General features: G+C 49.3%; 24 protein-coding genes. 12 read left to right on the forward strand and 12 right to left on the reverse strand.

Annotation, left to right across the window (positions count from 1 at the left end; genetic code table 11):
- Nucleotides 1-46: 46 nt before the first annotated feature.
- Nucleotides 47-1,567: a cytochrome ubiquinol oxidase subunit I gene (locus tag L6472_RS03175; protein WP_237807129.1), complete on the reverse strand. Its 1,521-nt coding sequence runs from the start codon at nucleotides 1,565-1,567 to the stop codon at nucleotides 47-49.
- A 14-nt stretch (nucleotides 1,568-1,581) separates the two neighbouring features.
- On the reverse strand, nucleotides 1,582-1,806 hold the full coding sequence (locus L6472_RS03180) for a DUF4492 domain-containing protein (protein WP_237807131.1): 225 nt from the start codon (nucleotides 1,804-1,806) through the stop codon (nucleotides 1,582-1,584).
- Between the two features lie 152 nt (nucleotides 1,807-1,958).
- On the opposite strand from L6472_RS03180, the gene L6472_RS03185 reads away from it, so the two are divergent.
- From L6472_RS03185 to L6472_RS03210, 6 genes are all read left to right on the forward strand, one after another.
- Nucleotides 1,959-4,130 (forward strand): GH92 family glycosyl hydrolase, encoded by a 2,172-nt coding sequence (locus tag L6472_RS03185; RefSeq protein ID WP_237807133.1) that lies wholly within the window; start codon nucleotides 1,959-1,961, stop codon nucleotides 4,128-4,130.
- A 189-nt stretch (nucleotides 4,131-4,319) separates the two neighbouring features.
- The gene (locus L6472_RS03190; protein ID WP_237807135.1) at nucleotides 4,320-5,189 is read left to right on the forward strand and encodes a hypothetical protein; all 870 of its coding nucleotides are present in this window, start codon (nucleotides 4,320-4,322) and stop codon (nucleotides 5,187-5,189) included.
- Nucleotides 5,190-5,196: 7 nt separating this feature from the next.
- Nucleotides 5,197-6,642: a TolC family protein gene (locus L6472_RS03195; RefSeq protein WP_237807137.1), complete on the forward strand. Its 1,446-nt coding sequence runs from the start codon at nucleotides 5,197-5,199 to the stop codon at nucleotides 6,640-6,642.
- Between the two features lie 61 nt (nucleotides 6,643-6,703).
- The gene (locus L6472_RS03200) at nucleotides 6,704-7,693 is read left to right on the forward strand and encodes an HlyD family secretion protein (protein WP_237807139.1); all 990 of its coding nucleotides are present in this window, start codon (nucleotides 6,704-6,706) and stop codon (nucleotides 7,691-7,693) included.
- A complete protein-coding gene (locus L6472_RS03205) occupies nucleotides 7,694-8,863 on the forward strand; it encodes an ABC transporter permease (RefSeq protein WP_237807140.1) in 1,170 nt (389 codons plus the stop codon). It begins immediately after the preceding gene.
- Complete coding sequence (locus L6472_RS03210) at nucleotides 8,847-10,100, forward strand: ABC transporter permease (RefSeq protein ID WP_237807141.1); 1,254 nt, start codon at nucleotides 8,847-8,849, stop codon at nucleotides 10,098-10,100. Before L6472_RS03205 ends, L6472_RS03210 begins: the two co-directional genes overlap by 17 nt.
- A gap of 264 nt (nucleotides 10,101-10,364) precedes the next feature.
- On the opposite strand, the gene L6472_RS03215 is transcribed toward L6472_RS03210, so the two are convergent.
- Nucleotides 10,365-10,895, reverse strand: a complete 531-nt coding sequence (locus L6472_RS03215) for a 6,7-dimethyl-8-ribityllumazine synthase (RefSeq protein ID WP_237807142.1) — start codon at nucleotides 10,893-10,895, stop codon at nucleotides 10,365-10,367.
- A 238-nt stretch (nucleotides 10,896-11,133) separates the two neighbouring features.
- Here L6472_RS03215 and L6472_RS03220 point away from each other — a divergent pair, with 238 nt between their 5' ends.
- On the forward strand, nucleotides 11,134-12,282 hold the full coding sequence (locus L6472_RS03220; RefSeq protein ID WP_237807143.1) for a phosphatidylinositol-specific phospholipase C domain-containing protein: 1,149 nt from the start codon (nucleotides 11,134-11,136) through the stop codon (nucleotides 12,280-12,282).
- Nucleotides 12,283-12,312: 30 nt separating this feature from the next.
- Here the strand turns inward: L6472_RS03220 and L6472_RS03225 are convergent, their stop codons facing one another.
- From L6472_RS03225 to L6472_RS03265, 9 genes are all read right to left on the reverse strand, one after another.
- Nucleotides 12,313-13,440 carry an Mrp/NBP35 family ATP-binding protein gene (locus tag L6472_RS03225; protein ID WP_237807144.1) on the reverse strand — a complete coding sequence of 376 codons (1,128 nt, stop codon included), beginning with the start codon at nucleotides 13,438-13,440 and terminating at the stop codon, nucleotides 12,313-12,315.
- Between the two features lie 21 nt (nucleotides 13,441-13,461).
- Entirely contained in the window at nucleotides 13,462-15,201 is a 1,740-nt protein-coding gene (locus tag L6472_RS03230; RefSeq protein WP_237807145.1) for a leucine-rich repeat domain-containing protein, read from the reverse strand.
- A 12-nt stretch (nucleotides 15,202-15,213) separates the two neighbouring features.
- The gene (trmB, locus tag L6472_RS03235) at nucleotides 15,214-15,978 is read right to left on the reverse strand and encodes a tRNA (guanosine(46)-N7)-methyltransferase TrmB (protein ID WP_237807146.1); all 765 of its coding nucleotides are present in this window, start codon (nucleotides 15,976-15,978) and stop codon (nucleotides 15,214-15,216) included.
- Between the two features lie 123 nt (nucleotides 15,979-16,101).
- Complete coding sequence (locus L6472_RS03240) at nucleotides 16,102-16,488, reverse strand: DUF2752 domain-containing protein (protein WP_237807147.1); 387 nt, start codon at nucleotides 16,486-16,488, stop codon at nucleotides 16,102-16,104.
- A 2-nt stretch (nucleotides 16,489-16,490) separates the two neighbouring features.
- The gene (locus tag L6472_RS03245) at nucleotides 16,491-16,826 is read right to left on the reverse strand and encodes a CD225/dispanin family protein (RefSeq protein ID WP_237807148.1); all 336 of its coding nucleotides are present in this window, start codon (nucleotides 16,824-16,826) and stop codon (nucleotides 16,491-16,493) included.
- A gap of 20 nt (nucleotides 16,827-16,846) precedes the next feature.
- Nucleotides 16,847-17,863, reverse strand: a complete 1,017-nt coding sequence (locus L6472_RS03250) for a branched-chain amino acid aminotransferase (RefSeq protein WP_237807149.1) — start codon at nucleotides 17,861-17,863, stop codon at nucleotides 16,847-16,849.
- A gap of 86 nt (nucleotides 17,864-17,949) precedes the next feature.
- Nucleotides 17,950-18,129: an exodeoxyribonuclease VII small subunit gene (xseB, locus tag L6472_RS03255; protein WP_237807150.1), complete on the reverse strand. Its 180-nt coding sequence runs from the start codon at nucleotides 18,127-18,129 to the stop codon at nucleotides 17,950-17,952.
- Nucleotides 18,126-19,361, reverse strand: coding sequence for an exodeoxyribonuclease VII large subunit (gene xseA, locus L6472_RS03260; RefSeq protein ID WP_237807151.1), 1,236 nt, complete (start codon nucleotides 19,359-19,361; stop codon nucleotides 18,126-18,128). The genes xseB and xseA overlap by 4 nt, the downstream gene beginning before the upstream one ends.
- The gene (locus tag L6472_RS03265) at nucleotides 19,358-20,767 is read right to left on the reverse strand and encodes a S8 family serine peptidase (protein WP_237807152.1); all 1,410 of its coding nucleotides are present in this window, start codon (nucleotides 20,765-20,767) and stop codon (nucleotides 19,358-19,360) included. The genes xseA and L6472_RS03265 overlap by 4 nt, the downstream gene beginning before the upstream one ends.
- A 121-nt stretch (nucleotides 20,768-20,888) precedes the next feature.
- Here L6472_RS03265 and L6472_RS03270 point away from each other — a divergent pair, with 121 nt between their 5' ends.
- From L6472_RS03270 to rfbB, 5 genes are read left to right on the forward strand one after another with little or no spacing between them, the layout of a single operon-like run.
- Complete coding sequence (locus L6472_RS03270; RefSeq protein ID WP_237807153.1) at nucleotides 20,889-22,241, forward strand: MATE family efflux transporter; 1,353 nt, start codon at nucleotides 20,889-20,891, stop codon at nucleotides 22,239-22,241.
- Nucleotides 22,238-22,888 (forward strand): AAA family ATPase, encoded by a 651-nt coding sequence (locus L6472_RS03275; RefSeq protein WP_237807154.1) that lies wholly within the window; start codon nucleotides 22,238-22,240, stop codon nucleotides 22,886-22,888. Before L6472_RS03270 ends, L6472_RS03275 begins: the two co-directional genes overlap by 4 nt.
- A gap of 31 nt (nucleotides 22,889-22,919) precedes the next feature.
- Nucleotides 22,920-23,432 carry a metallophosphoesterase gene (locus L6472_RS03280; RefSeq protein WP_237807155.1) on the forward strand — a complete coding sequence of 171 codons (513 nt, stop codon included), beginning with the start codon at nucleotides 22,920-22,922 and terminating at the stop codon, nucleotides 23,430-23,432.
- On the forward strand, nucleotides 23,429-23,608 hold the full coding sequence (locus L6472_RS03285; protein ID WP_237807156.1) for a hypothetical protein: 180 nt from the start codon (nucleotides 23,429-23,431) through the stop codon (nucleotides 23,606-23,608). Before L6472_RS03280 ends, L6472_RS03285 begins: the two co-directional genes overlap by 4 nt.
- A gap of 14 nt (nucleotides 23,609-23,622) precedes the next feature.
- Entirely contained in the window at nucleotides 23,623-24,756 is a 1,134-nt protein-coding gene (gene rfbB / locus L6472_RS03290; protein ID WP_237807157.1) for a dTDP-glucose 4,6-dehydratase, read from the forward strand.
- Nucleotides 24,757-24,783 lie beyond the last annotated feature (27 nt).

Below are 24,783 nucleotides of genomic sequence, written 5' to 3' on the forward strand. Positions count from 1 at the left end.
GTTGTTTCTTTTTGGACAGTTAGCAGAAATAATCAAATTCAGATTCTCAAACGTTCGGTCCTTTTTTGATTTGTTTGAAAAGGATGCTGATTTCCACCGCCAGCATTGTAGTGAACAGAATCAGAAACAAGAAGAATGTGATAATGACGCTCGACGAATGCAAGTCGCTGACCGCAGCCCATGTGGGGAGCATGTCTTGAATAGTCCAGGGCTGTCGGCCAAATTCCGCTACCAGCCATCCGCATTCCGAACCGATGTATCCCAGGGGCACCAACATGATTGCCCCCCAGTAGTGCCATGCAGGCAACTTCGTGATGTCGCGCTTGGCAAATAGCCATTTGGGCCAGTGATAGAGTGTTGCCAGAACAACGGCGAAGAACAGGATAAACAAGCATCCCACGCCTACCATCACACGGAAAGCCCAGAAGTTGACCAGCACCGGAGGAATCAGTTCTTCTTTGTTGTGCAGGTAGCCGTAACCAAAATACTTCATGTTCTCCTGAAGGGTGGCCAGGTGTGTGGTCCCATCCTCACCACTGGCTTTCGCGTTGCGGTAGGCTGCCAAAGCACTGATTGCCTTCTTGCCACGTTCTATCTTCTCATCGGCAGATGGTTCTACTCTTCCGTCTGGCGTAGTATAACCATTCAGAATGTCGTTGATGCCAGGTACAAATCCTTTTGGATCGTTGGTAGCCATGAGTGACAGTCCATAGGGTATCTCAATACCTTCAATCAGTTTAAGTCCCTGCTCTGTTCCTCCGTCGTAAAGCGCTTCCATCGCAGCCAGTTTCATGGGTTGCACCTTGGCCACGTCCATGCCCGACTTGTGGCCGGTGGCACCAGCCAACAGGGCAGCAACGAGTCCGACAGCAGCGCCAATCTTCATACTCTCTACAGCCATCTTCACGTGTCGTTTCTTCATCAAGTACCAACAACACACGCCAACGCAGAAGATGCCTCCAATGATCCATGCTGAGGTGACGGTGTGGCAGAATTTAGACACCGCAAAGGGCGAAAGAGCAACCTCGAAAAAGGAAACCATCTCGTTGCGCATGGTATCGGGGTTGAACTCGCAACCTACGGGATACTGCATCCATGCATTGGCCACTAAGATCCACCAGGCAGAGATGGTCGCTCCCAAGCCAGTGAGCCAAGTTGAAGCAAGATGGAAACCTGCCGACACTTTCTTCCAACCAAAGAACATGACTGCAACAAATGTGGATTCCATAAAGAAGGCCACAATGCCTTCGATGGCTAATGGTGCTCCAAAGATGTCGCCCACAAACCATGAGTAGTTACTCCAGTTGGTACCGAACTCAAACTCCAGAATGATGCCAGTGGCTACACCCATGGCAAAGTTGATGCCAAAGAGTTTCTGCCAGAACTGGGCTGTATGCTTCCAAAACTCATCTTTCGTCCGATAATAGATGGTTTCTGCAATGCCCATAATGACAGCCAGTCCTAATGTTAGTGGAACAAATAACCAGTGGTAGATGGCTGTTAGAGCAAATTGAGCCCTCGACCAGTCAATGGTTCCTGCATCGATGTTTAATAATAGATTTTCCATATAACTTATTTGTTTTAGTTGTCATTCACACGTTTGGTCAGTTCGTTGGCTACGAAGCCAGCTTCATCGCCATGTGCATTCTGTTTGAGAAAGTTGGGAAAGAAGAAAGGTTTTAAGATAAAGAACATGATGAACAGTTTTATCAGGATGATTATCCAGAGTGTCTTGCCCAGTGTCATATGACGGAAGCCGTCATAGTAAAGGTCGATGACTCGGTAGATAAAGCTGTTCTTTTTCATAGGCTTTTAATCTAATTGTCTGTGGGCAAAGATAGATAAAAAACATTAAACAGCCAAATAATCGATTAATTTTTTATAATTTTGCATCCCGAACAGGCTCAAGCCCTGACAAGACACTAAAAGCCAAAGTTTCGATAAATAGTAAATAAACGATGAAGACAAAACAATTATTACTTCTATCTGCTGCGCTCATTGCCGCTACTCAAGTGAGCGCAGGAGACATTACAAAGCATGTAAACCCATTGATGGGGACAGAAACATTATGGTCGCCTCAAGACCTCGGCTACACCCGTACCGAGACAAAACGCGCTTGGGGCGCAGAAACCTTTCCTGGTGCTGCCATGCCCAATGCCATGGTTCAGGCAACTCCCGTTACGATGTACCATTCAGGCTCGGGCTATCAGTATGAAGACCATCAGATTTATGGCTTTGCCCATACCAGTAAAGGGCACTGGAATCTGTTGCATGTCCCCATACTGCCAGTCACTACCGAAGGTCAATGGCGCCCCGACAACTATTGTTCGTGGTTCAGTCATGAACATGAGTCGGCGTCTCCTGGCTATTATCAGGTGCTGCTCGACCGCTATCAGGTCAATGCAGAACTGACCACTACGCTACGCTGTGCCTATCACCGCTATTCGTTTCGTGCAGGCGACGAGAAAATGTTGTTAGTAGATATCACTCATTCCAATGCTCATCCGCACAATTATCAAGTAAAGAAGGCTGCAGATAATGCCTTCTCTGGTTATCAGGACGGCGAGGGACGCGCCTATTTCTATGCTGTCACCAACTACGAGATCAATCAAGTTGCCATGGTAAGCGAGCATCGCAATAGTGTTGGCGTGGTCACATTTAAGGACTCTCGCGCAGCAAAGCCATTAGAGGTGCGTATCGGTTTCTCGTTTGTGAGCATTGATAATGCCAAGGCTAACCTTGAAGCAGAACTGTTGAAGGAAGGTAAAACCTTTACAGAGGTGCGCCGTGATGCCGATCAGACGTGGGAGAAACTCTTAGGTCACGTACGTATCAGCGGTGGTACTGCTCAGCAACAAGACATGTTCTATTCCACACTTTATCGTGCCTTCCTATGGCCTTGCCTGCGCAGCGATGCCAATGGCGAATATCGTGACGACCATGGTCAGGTGGTGCGCGGCGACTATGCCTACTACACCGATCCTTCGTTGTGGGATACCTATCGCAACAAACTGATTCTTCTTGGTATGATCTCGCCCGAGGTGGTGGCGGATATCATCAAGTCGTGTGTTGACAGGGGAGAGAAACATGGTGGCTATATGCCCACATTCTTCCATGGAGACCATGCTTCGGCCTTTGTGGCAGGCTCCTGGTTGAGAGGTATTCACGACTTTGACCTTCGTCGTGCCTATCAGCTGATGTTGAAGAATGCCACCGTGCCTGGGCGTGGCGGTCGTCCCTACCTCGATGAGTATCTGGAACGTGGCTGGATTTCGGAGAAAGACACCACCAATGTTCCTACCGAGGATGAGTACAAAGGCTCCGTCACCAAAACCGTAGAGTATGCTTACGACGACTATGCGACGGCATTGGTGGCTCGTGTGCTGAAAGACAAGAAGAATGAAAAGATGCTGCTCCAGCATGCACAGAATTATAAGAACCTGTTCGACCCCTCTACAGGCTTTTGGCGTGGCAAGGTGTTGCGTAATGGCGAAGGACAGTGGATAGAAGAATTCTTTCCAAACTATCCTTATTATCAATATATGTATCGCGAGGCTGATGCTTGGAATTCGCTGTTCTTTGCACCTCATGATCCTGCCGGCATGATTGCTCTTTATCCATCATACCAGGCTGTAGAGCAGAAGCTCGATTCGCTCTTCTCTGTTCCTTGTGGCGGTTATGAGGCTTGGAACCTGACGGGCTATCTGGGCACATACTGTCATGGCAATCAGCCTGGTCATGGCATTCCCTATACCTACTATTTCATTGATCGTCAGGAGAAGGCTCAGCATGTCCTGAACATATTGATGAATAACTATTATGGTATGGGCGAACATCATTTGGCTTATGCAGGTATGGACGATGCCGGTGAGATGTCATCGTGGTATGCTCTCAATGCCATGGGCATCTATACTTATTCGCCTGCCGATCCGCAGTATATTGTCACCGTGCCCCTCTTCGATAAGGTGGAGTTCACGCTGGGCACCACAGGCAAGACCTTCGTTATCAGGAAAGAAGGTCAAGGCGAGAAAATCCGTCAGATCACGATTGGAGGGAAACCCTTGAAAGGATGGTTTGTGAACCATGCCGATCTGGCACAAGGCAAGACGTTAGTCATCAAGGTGGAATAAATATAAGTAAAATAAATGGAAGAAAGACCGTCATCCTATGTTCGGGTGGCGGCCTTCTTTTTTGTCCCTGCATTCTTCCATTTCACCTTATTATTATTTGTATTGGTCGAAAAGGTAAAGAATAATTTGGCGCATTCGTGAAAATCTATTATTTTTGCACGCGGTTAATTTACAAATGAAATAAACAAAATGAAGAAAAGTTGGATTGTTATTGGCATAGCTGTTGTCACCGTACTGATTGGTTTGGCTGTTGCGTTATTTATTGGTCTTCAACAGCAGAAACAACAAGTGGCTGAAATGCAAGAGCTGGCTGAGTTGGATAAACAGGAAATGGAAAACGAATATGAGCGCTTCACACTACAGTATAGTGAGATGATGACTCAGATTAACAATGACTCAATCATAGAACAACTGACGCAGGAACAGTTGCGCACTCAGCAACTGCTGGAAGAACTGAAGAATGTGAAGGCCAGCGATGCCCGTGAGATAGCTCGATTGAAGAAAGAACTGGCCACCGTGCGCGAAGTTCTACGTTCGTATATACGTCAGGTGGACTCGCTGAATCAGGTCAACAAGAGCCTGATGGCCGAAAATAGCCAGATCAGAGGCCAGTTGGAACAGACCAATCTGGAGAAGCGCGACCTGCAACAGGAGAAGCAGAACCTGACAGAGAAAGTTGCCATTGCAGCACAGCTTGATGCAACAGGCATCACCATGACACCTCTGAACAAACGTGGTAGGGCAGAGAAGAAAATCAAAAATGCCAAGACCCTTCAGGTGAGTTTCAATATTGCACGTAATGTGACTGCTGCCAATGGCAACCGCACCATCTATGTGCGTATGACTAAGCCCAACGGACAGTCGTTCACAGCAGGTACGTTCACTTACGAGAACCGTCAGCTGGAGTATTCTATGAAGAAAGTCATCGAATATAATGGTGAGGAGACCGGCGTACAGACCTTCTGGACGGTGGGAGAGTTTCTCGAGGCTGGCGAATACCGCGTCAGCATCTTTGCCGATGGTCACATGATTGGATCAAGAACATTTAATTTTAAATAAACAAACTATGAAAAAACGTTTGGCTTTAGGACTTTGCTTCCTGACGCTTGGAGCAGCAGCCGCTGATGCACAGCAGTTGTTGAGCTTGGACAGTTGTAGAGCCATGGCCCTGCGCAACAACAAGCAGATGAACGTGCAGCAGCTGAAGCAAGACGTCGCCGCCAACCTGCGAAAGTCTGCACGCACTAAATACCTGCCGCATGTAGCCGCCATAGGAACTTATCAGTACACCAGTCGCGAAGTGTCTCTGCTCAGCGACGACCAGAAGAGCACCTTCCCCAAGTTGGGAACGGCTGCAGGTCTGCGGATGGAGCAGGTCGTGCCGGGAGCAGCATCGACGCCCGCTATAGCGACGTTGCTTGGTGTGCTTGATGCTACTGGTCAGCATGTTGTCGATGCCTTGGAAACCGACACACGAAACATCTTTGCAGGTTCAATCATGCTCACGCAGCCCGTGTTTATGGGTGGTAGCATCGTGGCGATGAACAAGATGGCGCGTATCAATCAGGCCATGGCCGAACATACGCAGGACGCCACCCGTCAGATAACTCTCTACGAGACCGACAAGACCTATTGGCTGGTTGTCTCGCTGAAGCACAAACAGCGTTTGGCCGAGAGTTACCTTGAAGTGGTGAAGAAGCTTGAGACGGACGTACAAAAGATGATTACCGAGGGAGTCGCCACGCGCAGCGACGGCCTGAGTGTCAGCGTGAAGGTGAGCGAAGCCGAAATGAATCTTCAAAGAGTGAACGATGGACTTGTGCTGGCCAAGATGTTGCTTTGTCAGCAAATAGGTCTGCCGTCAGACAGCAACATCACTTTGGTTGATGAGAACACCGACAGCCTGTCGGAGGTGACGCCCGTTCTTGGTTCCAATGGCGAACAGGCTCGTTCGATGGCCATGGAAAATAGACCTGAGTTGCGACTTCTGGAAAGTGCTGTCGATTTGTCGCGTCAGTCCACCAACCTGTTGCGTGCCGGCAATCTGCCTCAGGTGCTGCTCACCGGTGGTTATGTTGTTTCCAATCCCAACGTGCTCAATGGCTTTGAAAAAAAGTTCGGAGGCATGTGGAATGTAGGTGTGATGGTACGTGTACCCCTTTGGAACTGGGGCGATGTGAACTATAAAGTCAGAGCATCCAAGGGCGCTACCGCTATTGCCAACCTGGAGCTGGAAGAGGCTCGCGAGAAGATAGAACTGCAGGTCAATCAGACCAACTTCAAGGTTGATGAGGCCAACAAGCGTCAGGCCATGGCGCAGGCCAGCATCAAGCGGGCAGAGGAGAACCTGCGTACAGCAGAGGTTGGCTTCCGCGAAGGTGTGATAACTCCCACGACTGTGATGGAGGCGCAGACGGCATGGCTTCAGGCCAAGTCGCAGAAGATTGATGCCGACATCGATGTCAAGATGGCACAAGTGGACTTGCAGAAAGCCATGGGACAACTTAAGTAGTACACCGTTTACAGTAAAGAGTTCAAAGTAAAGAGTTTTAGTTTAATAATCATTTTGAATTATGTCAGTACAAGCATCAACGCAACATAAGAATATTTTGTATGCCATCCTGGGCTTCTCTTGCGTGGTCATACTAGTCGCACTCATTGGCGTCTTTGCCCTAGGTCGAGACCCAGAGCTGATACAGGGACAAGTAGAAGTGTCGGAATACCGCGTGTCAAGCAAGGTCCCCGGACGAATCCTTGAAATCCGTGTGAAGGAAGGCGACTTCGTGAAGGCTGGCGATACCCTCGCCATACTGGATGCTCCCGAAGTGGATGCCAAAAGACAACAAGCACAGAGCGCAGAGGATGCTGCTTCGGCTATGGAGCTGATGGCAAAGAATGGCGCTCGCAAGGAACAGGTGCAGGGCGCCTATCAGTTGCTACAGCAGGCTAAGGCTGCCTACGAGATTGCCGAGAAGTCATACAATCGTGTTCAGCGTTTGTTTGACGAGGGCGTGGTGAGTGCTCAGAAGCGTGATGAAGCTTTGGCCATGTATAAAGCCTCAGAGGCTCAGATGAAAGCAGCGCAGAGTCAATATGAAATGGCGCAGAACGGCGCACGCCGTGAAGAGAAGTTGGCTGCTCAGGCACAGGTGAATCGTGCCAAAGGTGCCGTGCAGGAAGTAACGTCATACATCAACGAAACAGTGCAGATTGCACAGATGGATGGCGAGGTGAGCAACATCTATCCAAAGGTAGGCGAACTGGTTGGTACAGGTAGTCCTATCATGACCATCTCTATGATGAACGACATGTGGGGCACATTTAATGTACGTGAGGATCAATTGGGCGCGTTGACCATTGGAACAGAGTTTGATGCCTTTGTGCCCGCCTTCAACAAGACCGTCAAGATGAAGGTGTACTACATGAAGGATCAAGGCTCTTATGCCGTGTGGAAGGCAACGAAGGCCAATGGTCAGTATGACTTGAAAACATTCGAGGTGAAAGCCCGTCCGGTAGAGAAGGTGGAAGGACTCCGCCCGGGAATGTCGTTGATTATCAGATAAATGAAGTATCTATTGCGAATATTCCATTTGATGATGCGCGAGTTGGCGATTCTCAGACGGAATCACCTCTACGCCTTCTGCATGGTGGTCTTTCCCATTCTTGTGTTGGTGTTCTTCACCACGCTGATGAAAGAAGGACTTCCCACGGAGATGCCTGTGGGTGTTGTTGACCTCGACAACACCTCGATGACACGTTCGCTGACCCATCGACTGGATGCTTTCCAAATGTCGCGTGTCGTTGCACACTATCCCAGTGTGACAGAAGCACGGCGCGCCATTCAGCGCAACGAGATATATGCCTTCATGTATCTCCCCAAGGGAACCACCGACAAGTTGCTGTCTAATCGTCAACCCAAGATTTCCTTCTATTATTCTTATACCACGATGGCAGCAGGAGCCCTGTTGATGAAGGACTTGAAGACCATTTCAACCCTGGGGTCGGCTGCCGTAGGGCAAGCCACGATGCAAGCCAAGGGTATGACCGATGCCCAGATTCAGACGCTGTTGCAGCCTATAAGGGTGGATTTGCATCAGATAGCCAATCCGTGGACCAGCTATAATGTTTATCTCACAACGATGATTGTGCCAGGTATCATCATGCTGTTTATCTTTCTTATTTCGGCCTATTCGCTGGGTACCGAGATTAAGTTTGGCACAGGCAAGCAACTGATGGAGATTGCAGGCAATAACATCCTTGTGGCTATCGTTGGTAAGTACCTGGTTCAGACACTCATCTTCCTGGCCATTGTCTATGCTTACGAGTACTATGTGTTCATGGTGCTGGGGTTCCCGCATCTGGGTAGTCCGTGGATGTTGGTTCTGCTGGGCCTCATTCAGGTGCTTTCGTCACAAGGCTTTGGCATCTTTGCTTTCGGTCTCACACCCTCGCTGCGCATGTCGCTCAGTATCTGTTCGCTGTGGGCCGTGCTCAGCATCTCGATGGTTGGTTCGGCGTTCCCCGTGATGGGCATGGATGGTGCTCTGCAAACATTGTCGTGGCTTTTCCCGTTGCGCCATTACTTTATGATATATCAGATATGTATCTTCAATGGTTTCCCGCTCATTGATGCGTGGTTCCATTTTGCAGCTTTGGTAGCATTCTTGCTGTTGCCTTGGTTTGTGATGAAGAAAATAAAGAATGCAATGCTTACCTATGTCTATATTCCGTAATCTGAATGAAGGGCTTCATGACATCTGTTTCATCTGGTGGCGTGAGATGAAGCTGATGGTCAGGGACGAGGGTGTCATCATCTTCTTCTTTGTGGTGCCCATTATCTATCCCCTGCTTTATTCGTGGATATACAATAATGAAACGGTGCACGAAGTGCCTGTGGCGGTGGTTGACGACTCGCATTCATCGTTGTCGCGACAGTTTATCCGCATGTGCGATGCCTCGGCGGATGTCAAGGTGGCATACTATGCTCAGGATTTGAACGAGGCCAAATCGCTGGTCAGCCGTCAGTTGGTGAAGGGCGTGTACCATATTCCCAGTGACTTCGATACGAACATCAACCGCTTGCAGCAAGCCACGGTGAGCGTGTATTGCGACATGGCGCTGATGTTGACCTATAAGGCCGTCTATCAGACAGCCCAGTTGGTGACCATGCAGATGGGCACAGAGATTAAGACCAAGTTGGCAGGTCGCTTCACGAAGCAGGAAGAACTGATAGCCTCGAAGCCGCTGGCATTTGATGAGGTGCCGATTTTCAATCCCTCGGGTGGCTATGGCTCCTTCATCTTGCCTGGTGTGCTGATGCTTATCCTGCAGCAGACTCTGGTGTTGGGCATCGGTTTGGCGGCAGGAACAGCACGCGAGCAGAATCGCTACGGTCAGTTGGTACCGATGAGTAAGCACTATCATGGCGTGTCGCGCATAGTGGCAGGCAAAGCTTTGGCCTATTTCATGGTCTATGCCGTGATGGGCGCTTGGTTGCTGTTGGCAGTGCCCCGCCTGTTCCACTTCCCGCAGTTGGCAGCCTGGCCTTCGTTGTTGGCTGTGGTCTTCCCTTATATTTTGGCTTGTATTTTCTTTGGCATGACGGTGTCCTGCTTGGTTCGCTATCGCGAGAATGTGATGCTGCTCATGGTTTTTGTGTCTGTTCCCCTGCTGTTTTTGACGGGTCTCAGTTGGCCTCAGTCCAATATTCCCGCTGTCTGGCAGGGCATTTCGTGGTTATTCCCGTCCACCTTTGGTGTCCGTGCCTTTGTGCGTCTCAACTCCATGGGCGCGTCGCTCGCAGATGTGTTGCTAGAGTATCGCATCCTGTGGATTCAGGCTGGTGCCTATTTCCTGTTGGCCTATGCGGTCTATCGTTATCAGATCGGGCAGGCTCAAAAACGTATCAAGCAGGAGTATCAGGACATGAAGGAACGCATCGAAGAGCGCAAGAAGCATGCCAAAGTTTAGGATGCCTTACGGCAAAGTGCCACTTTCGTTCCGCAAAAGTGGCACTTTGCTTTGTTCAAAGCGGTACTTTCGTTATGGTAAAGTGCCGCTTTTCTGTTGCAAAAGTAATGCTATTGTCTTGTCTCTAGCCCCTGGGAGTCACGTGTCTAGCCCCTGGATCTGCTGTCTCCAGCCCCTGAAAACACCATTTCCAGCCCCTGAAGCGGACCATTCTAAGGGCTGGATGACGACCAAGAGTGTAACTATTGTCCGCCAAAACCTCTGCTAATAGTTATCAAGAATCATCTTTCTGCGTTGCTTTTCGGCCGCTTTTCGGCGTCGTTGCTTCTTGAGCAACAGTTCGTCAACGCCCCAATAGATGAGCCCAAGAGGGTTGAAACCCTTCGGGTTGGCCTCCATCAGTTGCATATCTACCTTCGATGGCTTCTGGAAGGCCGTGGCAGTCTTGTCGCGGTGGCGCCCCCAGATAATCACCTCATTGACCGAAAAAAGTCGGGGCAACAACTCTATCGTGTCGCCTTGCAGTTCGTCGCTGTCCATCGTGCGTTTCTCAAAGCTGGGGTGCATCAGCGTCACTCTCTTGAAACTGCCTTTGAGTAGGACGGCTCCTTCCCACGTACTGACTGCCTCTTGTCCGTTGTCAGTAGTTATCAGGACGTTGCGAATGGGAACGCCCGTTTCCATGTTGACAACGATTAAGCTTTGCGACAGCGTGTCAACATGTAGTGTGTCTTGTGCTCGGCAGCAGCCGATGTCTGGTAGGAGTAATACGAGTAGAGTAAGTAGTCTGGGCATGGTTCGTGATTGTTAGTAATCTGTTGACGGTGCAAAGATAATTCATTTCGCTATACGATGGCGATAATTAATGCGAAACTCTGTTACAGATATGAAAATTAAGACTTTATTCAATTTTTTTTGCAAAAGTAAAAATACCTGCATCTTTTTCTTGGCTATTCCATTTCTGATGATTAATTTTGCAGTCGATTCTAAAAATAAGAACCTAAAACTAAATGGTAAGAACATGCAAAGCAAGATGAAAAGAATGGTACTCCTGATGTTGGTCTTCGGGGGGATGATGAACACCACTATGGCCGATGACTGGATGGCACAACTTGACGATAACACCTATTGGACACAGGTGAGCATTCCTGGTACACACGATAGCGCTACGGGCGAAGGGTGGACAGGACTGGGAATCCTGGTTGGTGATTTGACGGGCAAAACACAAGACCTCAACATCGCAGGGCAGCTGGCTTGCGGTGTGCGGGTGTTCGACCTCCGGCCTTGTGTCTCGGGCAGCGAACTGGTGATTAACCATGGCGTGCTCCAGACCAAGGCAAAGTTTGCCAATACGATGCGACAGCTCTGCCAGTTCGTGAGCAATCATCCCACAGAGTTTGTGGTTGTGCTCATGCGCCACGAGACCGATGGCGACAGCAACAGCGACAAATGGGCTGGAATGATTGCTGACTGTCTGAACAGCGAAGACATTCAACCACTGTTGGCCGACTACAAGCGCGACCTGACGGTGGGCGAACTGCGTGGAAAGGTGCTGCTGCTCTCGCGCGACAGTTATGGCAGTCAGCCCGTGGGGGCTTTCATTACGGGGTGGGGGCATCAGGCCGACTATGTCACTGCCAGCATCAAGGGCGTGGGCAGAAATATCGGAACGATGTATGTACAAGACTATTACGAGGTGATGGACCAAATGACAGCCAAGCTCAATGGCATTGAAAAACTGCTCAACTTCTCTACGAAAAACAATGTAGAGCAGGGCGTTCGTCATTGGGTGGTGTGCGTCAACCATGCTTCAGGCTATACGCAGTCGGCCTCGACCGATGGCAATAGGGATAATGCCGTCAAGTGTAATCAGAAGTTCATTGACTTTCTGAGCGTTGATACGCAGGCGGGACCCACTGGTATCGTGATGATGGACTTTGCCGGTGTCAATAAATCGGGCTCTTACGACGTTAAGGGATTGGATCTGGTGAACACCATTATTAATAATAATCAGCGCTACTCACCAGTGAAAAAGGCTGATCATACGGGCATCAGTAGTCAGGAGAGAAATCTGAAGAAAGGGCTCTTGCACTATGATTTGCTGGGTCGCCCCATGCGCAGTCAGCGGCGCACCGCAGTACTCATAGACCGTCAGAAAAGCATCAAGAGGATTGGACAATAATGGTTCCAATCCTCTTGACGTTGTTTGAGGCTAACCCTTCAAACCAACAATCTGCGTTTTAGGCAGCTCTTTGTTGCGGCGGTTCACCACCGTTACTACGGCCTGTGCCAAGTTGATAAAGGCCTGCCCCGTCATGGTGTCAACCTTTGTAGCCGCAGGCGCACCTTGGTCGCCGCTCTCACAAATGCTCTGCACCAGTGGAATCTGTGCCAGGAGGGGCACGTTCATCTCCTGAGCCAGTTGCTTGCAGCCCTCCTTGCCGAAGATATAGTATTTGTTCTCGGGCAGTTCGGCTGGCGTAAACCATGCCATATTCTCAATGAGCCCCAGAATGGGCACGTTCACTTTCTCATTGCGATACATGTCAATGCCCTTGCGTGCGTCGGCCAGAGCCACCTGCTGGGGTGTTGAGACGATGACAGCACCGGTGATGGCCAGCGTCTGAAGCAGGGTCAGGTGGATGTCGCTGGTGCCCGGAGGAGTGTCGAGAATGAAATAGTCCAACTCGCCCCAGTCGGCATCGGCAATGAGTTGCTTCAGCGCACTGGTTGCCATGCCGCCGCGCCACAATGTGGCGGTGTCGGGATTCACAAAGAAACCTATGCTGAGCAGCTTGACACCGTATTGCTCTACGGGCACGATGAGCTGGCGACCGTCTTTCTCAACGGCGTAAGGACGAGCATCCTCTACGTTGAACATCTTGGGCATCGATGGGCCAAAGATGTCGGTGTCGAGCAATCCGACCTTATAACCCAGACGGGCCAGAGAGATAGCTAGATTGGCAGAGACGGTCGATTTGCCCACACCGCCCTTGCCAGAGCTGACGGCGATGATGTTCTTGACCTGTGGAAGGAGCTTTTCGACTTCGGGGCGAGGCTTCGATTTGAACTCCGTCTCAATCACTACCTCTATGTCTTGTCCGCAGTGGTATTTGATGGCAGCCTCGGCAGCCTTGACTGTTGATTTCAGAAAAGGGTCGGTATCGCGAGGAAACAACAGAACCACGCTGACCTTCCAGTTGTTGCCTTCCACTGCAGGGTCAAGGGGAACAACTGTTGGCGTGTCGACCACCATGTCGCTTTCTACCAGATTCTTCTTCGTGCCCGCATAGGTTACTGTGGCGAGCGCATCCATAATCAGTTTGGGATATAATGTCATATGTGTTTTATGATTTATGTGTTATTCCTGATCCAATAATATTGGCATCTTTTTCCACGATTTATCTTCTGCGTAATTGTTGAGACAGCCTTGGGGAACTGTTATCTTGCAGGCATTCAGAACGACACCTTTGAAGGTGCTGTGCGAAATGGAAGGAGGGAGCGGACTGCGCAACGTCAGCTCGCGCAGAGACACGCACTTGGCAAAAGCATTGCCATTAATCTTCTTCATCGCAGCGGGTAGTTCTACACGATACAGCGAACTGCACTCGCGGAATGCGGCACTGCCAATAGTGGCACATGCTGCCGGCACAACGACGGCATGCAGCGAAGCACAGCGTTCAAAGGCGTTGTCGCCAATGCTGGTGACGGAGACGGGCAGGTTGATGCTGCTCAGCGACGTGCAATCCTGAAAGGCATTGTCCTGAATGCTCTTGACAGAGACAGGTAAACGGACGACACGGAGCGACCGACAGGAACGGAATGCATCGCTCTCTATCTTGTCTATAAATCCCTGTATATAGACACTGTCCAGCGAAACACAGTTCTCGAAGGTGTCGCTCCCCATTTGTTTCACCATGCTGGGAATATGTATGTGGCGCAGACTGGCGCAGTTTTCGAAGGCATGATCCTGTATGCGCGTAAGAGCGCTGGGCAACTTAATCTCTTGGAGCGACTTGCAATCGTAGAAAGCGCGCTGCCCAATGACCTTGATAGTAGCAGGGATGGAAAGCTCCGTGAGATTGCTGCACCCAGAGAATACTTCGGCTCCCAAGTTCTTGGCATAGCCATCGATGTTGACCGAAGAAAGATTGGCACAGTCTTGGAAGGCGCTGTAGCCGATGCGATGAACACTCTCTATCGTCACGGTTGTCAGTGCTAAACAGCCTTTGAATGCCTCGTTGCCCACCATGGTGGCTGTTGTCATCTCGATATTCTGCAGGTTGACACAGCCTTCAAAGGCATTGTTGCCAATCTCGGAGATAGCATCGGGCATCTGAACGCGCTCCAAGGCTGCGCATCCCTTGAAGGCATTGTTGCCTATCAGGGTGACAGAAGCAGGAATCTCGACTTGCTGCAGGGCGGTGCAACCAGCGAAGGTGTTGTCGCAAAGGCGGTTGATGTCGGCCTTAATATGGGCTTGTTGCAGATTGACGCAGTTGTTGAAAGCGTAAGCGTCCATCCGTGTAACATGAGAGGGAATATCTATTTCGGTGAAAAGCATGCAACCGTCGAAGGCGTGGTTCTTGATGGTGACGAGGCTTTGAGGCAGTGCAACTTCCTTCAAGGCTGTACAATTGTAGAACGCATACTCGCCAATGACCTCGGTGCCATCGGGAATCACAATCTCCTGCAGGTTCACACAGCCACTGAAACAGCTGCGACTCACTTCGGTAGTGGTGTTGGGGAGGATGATTCTTTGTAGTGATTTGCAGTTCAGAAACATGGCAGCTGGCAGTGATCCTGCTTTCATTCGGTAGGTGCCTCTGCTGCCGGTGATGCTGGCCCCCGAAAGATCGAGTACCCTTAGTATGCGGTCTGAAGCTTTTTTTGTGCGAACTCTGTTGGCAATCAACTGAATGATCTTCATGTCACTGGCGTTCAGTGGACCGCTGATGGTCAGTTCTTCTACGGAATAGCGACTGCTGTCGGGCAGCAACTGTGCCAACTGCCCCTCGGAATCGGTCGTGATAGTCAGCCGTTGGGCGGTCATCCATAATGAGGTCAGTAGTAGTAGGGCGGTAGTAAGGATTTTCTTCATAAGGCAAATGTGTCATTTTGCAGTATCCAATGAACTTCTTTTCGAACGATGATAGCTGCGGTAGTCGTCAAGTGGTATCTCTACATCGGGCTCAAAGAGTTGACCGTCGTGCGGCAATTGGAATTTGACATAGCGGATGTTGAGGCCGCGGGCCAGCCACATACTCTCGTAATAGGTTTGGATGGAGAGCAGTTCTTTGTCGTCTATCTGATTGTCGTGGTAGAGGTCTTCTGTCTTTACAATCACGGGCAACTGGTTCTTATCAATCATATAACCAGTATATGTGAACAGGAAATTGGAGTCGGTCTTCAGGTGAATGATACCCTTGTCGATCAGGAAGCGACGATAGCGCTCCATAAAATAGGTGGAGGTGAGGCGCTTGCGTGGATTCTTCATCTGTGGATCACTAAAGGTGAGCCAGATCTCCTGAACTTCGTTGGGCGCAAAGAAACGGTCTATGATCTCAATGTTTGTTCTCAGGAAAGCTACGTTCTTCTGTCCTTCCTTCAGGGCACGGGTGGCACCGGTCCACATGCGTGCACCTTTGATGTCAACACCAATAAAGTTCTTGTTGGGATATAGCTTTGCTAACTCTACGGCATACTCGCCCTTTCCACAACCCAGTTCCAACACAATGGGGTTGTCGTTGTGAAAATAGTCTTCGCGCCAGCGACCTCGCATCTCAAACGGAACCTCGTCCACCACCGAATAAGGGTACTGAAACACATTCTCGTAGGTCTCCATGTCGGCAAACTTTGCCAGCTTTCCTTTGCTCATAATCTTATTTTGGAGCAAAGGTACGAATAAAAATTCGATATTACAAATAAATAAGGTGGAAATGATAGTTCATACTCAGCGCTGCTACAGAAGGAAAGAGGGTTGCTGATATGAATAATTACGTTAGATGTGTAGTAGATTTCTGGCTATAAACCATGCGGGTGCCAGAATACATAAGGCGTAGAGAATCCATTTGCTGGTCAGTATGTTGCGCCATCTCTGTTGGCTTTTGCCAGTCAGCAGCAGCTCTTCAATAGCGAAGAGAACAATGTAGGGCAGGATGATGATGAGTAGATAGTTGTAGTGTATGGCTTCTGAGAAATGACCATGCATCAGCGCATGAAGGAAGCGCTGCATGCCGCATCCAGGACAGTTCAGCCCCGTTAGCTCATGAAAAGAACATTTGGGAACGAGAATGACCTCCGTGGGGTTAAAAAGGAATAGCAGCACCAGCGCAATGGCTGTTGCTGCTATTCCTAAAGTGATATATATCCCTCTTCTTGTGGACATATCTATAGTTGCATCATATTTGCAAGCTGAGTAGCTCCAAAGATTGCAAAGTAAACAATGCTGAAGATAAATCCTGCTACCAGCAAGATTGAACTGATGAGGTTCAGTGTCTTGGCTGTCTTGGAGGCATCTTGAGCTAATAGGACTGATGATTCGCCCATGTTGTTGTACTTCACGACGTCGTTAGACTTGATAAGGGCGATGATTGACAGTATCAATGCAATGAAGCCCGTGCATCCACAGCAGAAGATGATGGATATAACCAGATTCACGATTGACCAAGTCTTATAGTCCTTGGGCTGCTGAGGAAATGCGTTTCCGTTTAAATTGTTGTCCATAAGTTTAGGTATATTAGTTGTTAATCAATGACAACGGTTGTCCATCCGTGCTTGTCTTCGATGGTGCCATACTGGATGCCACGCAGGGTGTCGTAGAGCTTCTTAGACTGAGGACCAGGATTAGGACCGAAGTCGTAGCGCTTGCCGGTCTCCAGATCATCGATATACGAGATGGGACTGATGACAGCGGCTGTTCCGCATGCTCCGGCTTCCTCGAAGGTTGACAGCTCTTCCTCGGGAATAGGACGACGTTCAACCTTCATGCCCAGGTCTTCTGCCACTTGCATCAGCGAACGGTTGGTGATAGAGGGCAGGATAGAGGTTGACTTTGGTGTGATATAAGTGTTGTCCTTGATGCCGAAGAAATTGGCAGCACCACACTCATCGATGTATTTCTTCTCCTTGGCATCCAAATAGAACTCGCAGGCATAGCCCTTCTCGTGCGCCAGATTGTTGGCGAACAATGATGCGGCATAGTTACCACCCACCTTGTACTTACCTGTGCCGAGAGGCGCAGAACGGTCGTAGTCGCGCACAATGACGTAGGGGTTGCTTGAGAAACCACCCTTGAAGTAAGGACCGACAGGTGTTACGAAGATTAAGAACAGATACTCTTTCGCTGGATGAACGCCAACCTGAGCACTGGTACCAATCAGCAGTGGGCGCAGATAGAGGGTAGCACCACTCTCGTAGGTGGGAATCCATTCTTGATTCAAACGAACTACTTTCTCTGCCATTTCGACGAAAAGCTCGGTGGGAACCTCAGGCATCATAATGCCGCGACAGGTTGACTGCAGGCGCTCTGCATTGTCTTTCACACGGAACAGACGTACCTTTCCGTCAGGACAACGATAGGCTTTCAGACCTTCGAATGCTTCCTGTCCGTAGTGCAGGCAGGTGGCTGCCATGTGAAGCTTCAGATATTCGTCTGATGATACTTCTATTTCTCCCCATTTTCCGTTGCGATAGTAGCAGCGTACGTTGTAGTCCGTTGGCATATAGCCGAACGATAGATTTTTCCAATCCAGTTCTTTCATAATCTTCTTGTGATCATTAAATCCGTTTAGAAATGTTTAAAAAGTGATGCAAAGTTATACAAAAATTCTGTTTTCGGCAAGTAATTCTAACTTTTTTCCAGTATTTTTTTGATTTCACTGTCAGTCTTGTTTAATTTCTCCTTGCACTGTTTGATAATCTGCAGTGCGGATTTCAGCTGTTCGGACAGCTCGTCGATGCCGAATTCGTTGTTCTCCATCTTGCGAACGATGGTTTCTAGCTGTTGTAATGATTCTTCGTAGTTCATTTGACGATAGATATGATGGTGCCTTTTTCAAGGCGAGTGACTAATTCATCGTTGGACTTTACTTGTGAGGGGTCGCGTAGTAGTTTGCCCTTGTGAAGTGTCATGCTGTAGCCGCGCTTCAGTAGAAGCGTCGGGTCAAGCGCCGTGACTTTCTGCTCTAAAAGGTCTAAACGGTGTTCTTCTTTTTCGAAACGTCTTTGCAGATGAGAAAGGATGGCCTGCAGGTGGCGCTCCAGCAGGGTCTCTTGCTTGGCTCTTGTCAGTGAAAAGAGTGGGGGGATGCGCTCCGAGAGATTGGCAAGTCGTAGTTGTTCAACCTCTATTTTGTTCTTCACAAAGTGTGCGATGCGTTCTTCGTACTGCTCTATGTGGTGCTGCGTCTTCTCAGTGTTGGAGATGAGAAACTGTGCGGCAGCCGTTGGGGTCTTCACTCTGGTGTGGCTAACCATGTCAAGCACCGACTCGTCGCGGTCGTGGCCGATGCCGGTAATGATGGGTAGGGGGAAATTGGCAACGTTCTCTGCCAGGGTTAAAGTGTCGAATCCTGACAAATCGGCCGTGGCTCCTCCGCCGCGAATGATGACAACGCAGTCGAATGGCAAGGCGAAAAGCTCGTTTTGTTGTTGATAAATGGCATTCAATGCCGTGATGATGCTTTGCTCTACCTGTTCGCCCTGCATGATAGCAGGGAAGAGTTGGGTGCGAAAAGCAAAGGGAGTGTCGGCCAGCTGGTTGACGAAGTCGCCATAGCCTGCAGCTGTCTCGCTGGAGATGACAGCGATATTCAGTGCAAAAGGCGAGAGCGTCAGTTCCTTTTGTAAATCGAAGATGCCTTCTTCCTTTAGCTTTCTGATGATTTCCTGACGGCGCTGTGCCATGTCGCCCAAGGTGTAGGTCGGGTCTATGTCTGTGACTATCCACGAAAATCCGAAGGCCTCGTGGAACTGAGCATAGACCTTTAAGCGAACTTTCAGTCCTGCATGTAGCGGCTGACCGGTGATTCGCTCAAAGTGTGGTTGTAGCATGCCCCACGTGTTCTTCCAGCATTTGGCAGATGCTCGTGCTACGGGGGTGTTGGAGCGTTCGTCTTTTTGGATAAGTTCCATGTAGCAGTGTCCTCTGCTCTCGCGGCATTCCGACAGTTCTGCCTCTACCCAGTATTCTTGATCCATCGCATTTTCGATGGCTTGTCGTACCAGACTGTTGAGTTCGTAGAGCGTGAAGGTGGTCATTGTCCTAACTGATAAGCGGTCCAGAAGTTGGGAATACCATATCCATAGATGTTGGTTGGTTCCTTGTAGTGGTTGCCACTGCGGCGCACCAAGTTGATGATCTCGAAGGCGCTCTTGCTGGGAAGCGCCTGCCATAGACAGGCAACGAGCCCAGTGACGATGGGGGTCGAGAATGAAGTGCCCATATCATTGATCAGCGTTCCCCGGCCTGAGATAAGGGCTGTCGGTGCTCCGATGGCAACGACATCGGGCTTGATGCGTCCGTCTTGTGTGGGCCCTAGACTGGAGAATGCTGCGATGACTGAATTCTGGTCGATGGCACCCACGGTCAGTATGTCGGTAGCATCGCCAGGAACACTGATCTTTTTCCATGGTCCCATGCCCGAATTGCCGGCAGAATTGCAGAGCACAATGCCTTTTCGAGCCAACATGGAAGCTGTTCTGGATATGAATGCGGTCTTGCCGTCAAGGTCTTGCAGACGATAGTTGCCGCGGTCGTTGTCGAATTTATAATAGCCCAGACTCGAGTTGATGATGTCCACGCCTACGGAATCGGCAAATTCGGCAGCCATAGTCCATAGGTCTTCCTCTACGGGCTGCTCGGTATTGGAGTCTTCACAACGCAGTAGCCAATAGCTGGCATCGGGTGCAGTGCCCATACATACTTCGGGTGCTTTGGCGGCAAGAGCCGAGAAAACCTTTGTTCCGTGGTCAATGCTGTTGAAACATGTCTCTCTGTCGTCGTAGAAACGGTGGTCGAGGGCAGTGACCACGAAGTCGTGTGTGCCGGTAATGTGGGCCTCGCGAAGGGCGGGAATCTGGCTGTAGTTCTGAAATCCACCATCGAGAATGGCAATGGTGATGCCCTTTCCCGTGAAGCCTTGTTCGTGAAGCCAATGGCCTGCCAGTGTCTCAATCTGTTGTCTTGACATGCCATAGGGGTCGTTGTGAATAGAGTCCCAGCGGTTGAAAGTCTTGTGTACATTCCAACGGATGTCGGCAGGCTTCTCGATGGAGTCGGGCGAGATATACACGCAACGGCTTGCTTTTACGATAGGAAGGGTGCCAAGACGGCGGAGCTCGGTGGTGTCTTTTGAACTGACCAGCACTGTGTTCTGCCACTTGCTGGTGCCAAGCACGGTGGTTCCCTTTGACGAAAACATGCGAATGTAGCTCTGGGGAATGGGCAGGTCGGTGGAATCGACTGCAATGCCTTGCTTGCGACGGCGGTTCAGACTCTTCTTGGAAAGAAAACGTCCAGCCTCATTCAGTGAGTAAGTGGTCGCTTTCTTGTCGTTGAGCGTGTATCTGCAGATATAGACTTTAGTGCCGGGATATTTTATTTTCCCCGCATGGACGGACAGGCCGACAAACAGTAAAGTCATCAAGATGACGAGATGTTTCATGAATGATGATTCTTTAAATGAATACAAAAGTATGAATAAAAAATGGAATAGCCAAACTTTTGGCATGAAACACGTTGGTAAATCGAAAAAGTTTCGTATCTTTGCACACGTTAATAAAGATATGGATAGTAAAGCGAGAGCATTAGAATTAGGGCAGAAGAATGTGGGAGCGCTGTTATGGCAGTATGCACTGCCTGCTATTGTGGCGATGACGGCCTCGTCGCTCTATAATATCATTGACCGTGCCTCCATTGGTCAACTGGTGGGAGCCGATGCCATCAACGGTCTTTCGGTTACGTTTCCCTTCATGAACCTTAGCGCAGCCTTTGGCGCTGCTGTGGGCGTTGGCGCCTCTACTTGTATCAGCGTGAAACTGGGACAGCGTGACTACGACACTGCAGAGCATCTGTTGGGAAATACGGTTACGCTGAATCTCATCGTGGGATTCCTGTTTATGAGCGTCTGCCTGTTGTTTCTCGATCCCATTCTTCGCTTTTTTGGCGCCAGTGATGTGACGTTGCCTTATGCCCGAGAGTTCATGGAGATTATCTTGGCAGGCAATATTGTCACCCACATGTACTTCGGCATGAATGCTTTGCTGCGCGCTTGTGGCAAGCCTCGTCATGCCATGTATGCCACCTTGTTTACGGTGGTGATGAACATCTTGCTGGTCATCGCCTTCGTGTGGGTGTTTCGCTGGGGCATCAGAGGAGCTGCATTGGCCACTATCACATCGCAGACGATGGCAATGTGCTGGCAGCTGTGGATATTTTCGGACCACAAAGAACTGATTCATCTGAAGCGAGGCATCTATGGATTGAAGGCCGATTTGGTGAAAAACATCATTTCTATTGGCGTCTCTCCTTTCTTGATGAATGCCACTTCGTGTATTATCGTGATTTTCATGAACCGCCAGTTCTTGTCTTATGGTGGTGATATGGCTGTAGGTGCATACGGCATAGCCAATACGTTTGGCATGTTCTTCTTCATGATAATTATGGGGATTAACCAAGGCATGCAGCCCATTGTGGGTTACAACTACGGTGCAAAGAAGTTCGACCGTATGCTTCGCTGTCTTAATTTAGCCATTCTTTCTGCCACAGCCATCATGGTTCTGGGCTGGTTGATGGCCATTCTTTTCCCCGCAGAGATGGCTCGCATCTTTACAAAGGATGCGGTTCAGATAAGATTGGCGGCCGATGGCATACTGATAAATATGCTGTTGTTTCCCCTAATCGGCTTTCAGGCAGTGACGACAAACTTCTTTCAATGTATAGGCAGGGTGAAGATTTCTATCTTCCTCTCGCTGTCAAGACAGCTGACAATCCTGCTGCCACTCATTGTCGTGTTCCCGATGATATGGGGATTGAATGGACTTTGGGCGGCTTTGCCTACGAGCGACGGTCTGGCAGCTATGATGGCGGCTTTCGTGTTGTGGAAGTATATGCGAGAATTTAAAGTGGGAAAGGTATGAAAGACGGAGAGAAAGTGATAATCAACGTTGGGCGACAGCTGGGCAGCGGAGGACGAATGGTGGCGCAGTTGCTGGCGAAGACTTTCGATGCACGTTTCTATGATAAAGAACTGCTGGAACTGGCAGCTCGGGAAAGTGGTTTCTCGGAAGAGTATTTCGAACAGAACGATGAGTGTAAAGGCTTCTTTCGCTCGTTGTTCAACATAGGCACATTGCATCTTCCCGATAACGGTTTCTATCAGAATGGCTTTTCGCAGGAGTCGCTTTTCAAAATTCAAAGTGATGCTATCCGTAAGGCGGCTGCAGAGGATTCTTGTGTTTTCGTAGGTCGTTGTGCGGACTATGTGTTGCGCGACAAGGCAGAATGCGTGAACATATTTGTGACGGCGCCAATTGATATTCGTATCGATTGCGTGACAGAACGTCATCATTGTTCGCGCGAAGAGGCTCGACGTATTATTGAAAAGGGTGAACATGAACGTGCTACTTACTATAATTACTACACGGGCAAACGCTGGGGGGCAGCAGAGAGTTACCATCTCTGTATTGATGCTTCCGTGATGGGAATCGAAGAAACAGCAGACTATATTGCGAGATACATTAAGGCTCGACAGCTAAAGAATGGCTCTGCGGAGAGAATTGTATAGGTTTACGACCAGAATAGCATCGGTTTACGGCATGAAAAGGATAGGTTTGATCAGCGATACGCATGGCTACTGGGACGACAAGTACTTGCACTACTTCGAACAGTGCGACGAAATCTGGCATGCTGGCGACATTGGCAGTGTGGAGGTGGCAGAACGACTGGCTGCATTCAGACCTCTGCGCGCTGTCTGTGGCAACTGCGATGGGGGTGACCTTAGACTGATGTATCGCGAGTTGAACCGTTTCAAATGTGAGGATGTGGATGTTTTGATCAAGCACATAGGGGGCTATCCCGGCAATTATGATGCCTCCGTGTGTGGAACACTGTTTGCCAATCCGCCACAGTTGTTCATCGCTGGTCACTCACATATACTAAAGGTGAAATACGACAAAACCCTAAACCTGTTGCACCTGAACCCTGGCGCAGCCGGACTACAGGGGTGGCACAAGGAACGCACACTGATGCGGCTGACCATTGATGGCAGTGCTTTCAAAGACTTGGAGGTCATCACTTTGGCTGATCCCAGAAAGGAGAATGGCTTATGATGGAATGGATTGCGGAAATAGTCGTTGACACAATAGTTGCGGCTGCGCTTACGTTATTATGTTATATCATCGGACTTGATGAGTCGTGGCAAGATGCCTCAAGAACGTTCTTCGTGGCCTTTCTCGTGATGTTTCTCATGGGAGCCTACAGAAAATATAAAAAAGGAAAGGAGTAATTAATAACATAAATATGAAGACAATAGTTATCACTGGTGGCGCAGGCTTTATTGGAAGCCATGTTGTACGCTTGTTTGTAAACAAGTACCCCGAGTATCGCATTATCAATCTTGACAAACTGACCTATGCAGGAAATTTGGCTAATTTGAAAGATATAGAAGATAGGCCCAATTATGAGTTCGTGAAAATGGATATCTGCGACTTTGATGCGTTCTATCGTCTCATGCAGGAGAAAAAGGTGGATGGCATTATTCACCTGGCTGCAGAGAGTCATGTGGACCGCAGCATCAAGGATCCGTTTACTTTTGCAAAGACAAACGTGATGGGCACTCTCTCGCTGTTGCAGGCTGCAAAGCTCTATTGGGAATCGTTGCCCGAGAAATACGAGGGCAAACGCTTCTATCATATCTCTACAGATGAAGTCTATGGTGCACTGGAACTGACACATCCCGAGGGTATTGAGCCTCCGTTCACTACAACGGCCTCAAGTGCTGAGCATCATTTAGCCTATGGTGATAAGTTCTTCCTGGAGACCACAAAGTACAATCCACATTCGCCATACAGCGCTTCGAAAGCCTCGAGCGACCATTTCGTGCGTGCCTTCCATGATACTTATGGAATGCCGGTGGTGGTGACCAACTGCTCTAATAACTATGGTCCTTATCAGTTTCCAGAAAAACTGATTCCGCTTTTCATTAATAACATCCGTCATCGCAAACCGCTCCCAGTCTATGGAAAGGGTGAAAACGTGCGCGACTGGTTGTTCGTTGAGGACCATGCACGTGCTATAGACTTGATATTCCACAAAGGAAAGATTGCCGATACGTATAATATTGGTGGTTTCAACGAATGGAAAAATATCGATATTATCAAGGTGGTCATCAAGACGGTCGATCGCTTGTTGGGCAGAAAGGAAGGCGAGGATATGGATTTGATCACGTTCGTCACCGACCGTGCGGGTCATGACTTGCGTTATGCCATCGACTCATCGAAGTTGCAGCGTGAACTAGGATGGGAACCAAGTCTGCAGTTTGAAGAGGGAATAGAAAAGACGGTGCGCTGGTATCTTGATAATCAGGCGTGGCTCGATAATGTCACCTCTGGCGACTACCAGAAGTATTATGATAATATGTATGCCAATAGGTAAACATTGATTCTAATTCGACCGTAATCT

This window comes from Prevotella sp. E13-17 (assembly GCF_022024035.1).
Taxonomy (GTDB): domain Bacteria; phylum Bacteroidota; class Bacteroidia; order Bacteroidales; family Bacteroidaceae; genus Prevotella.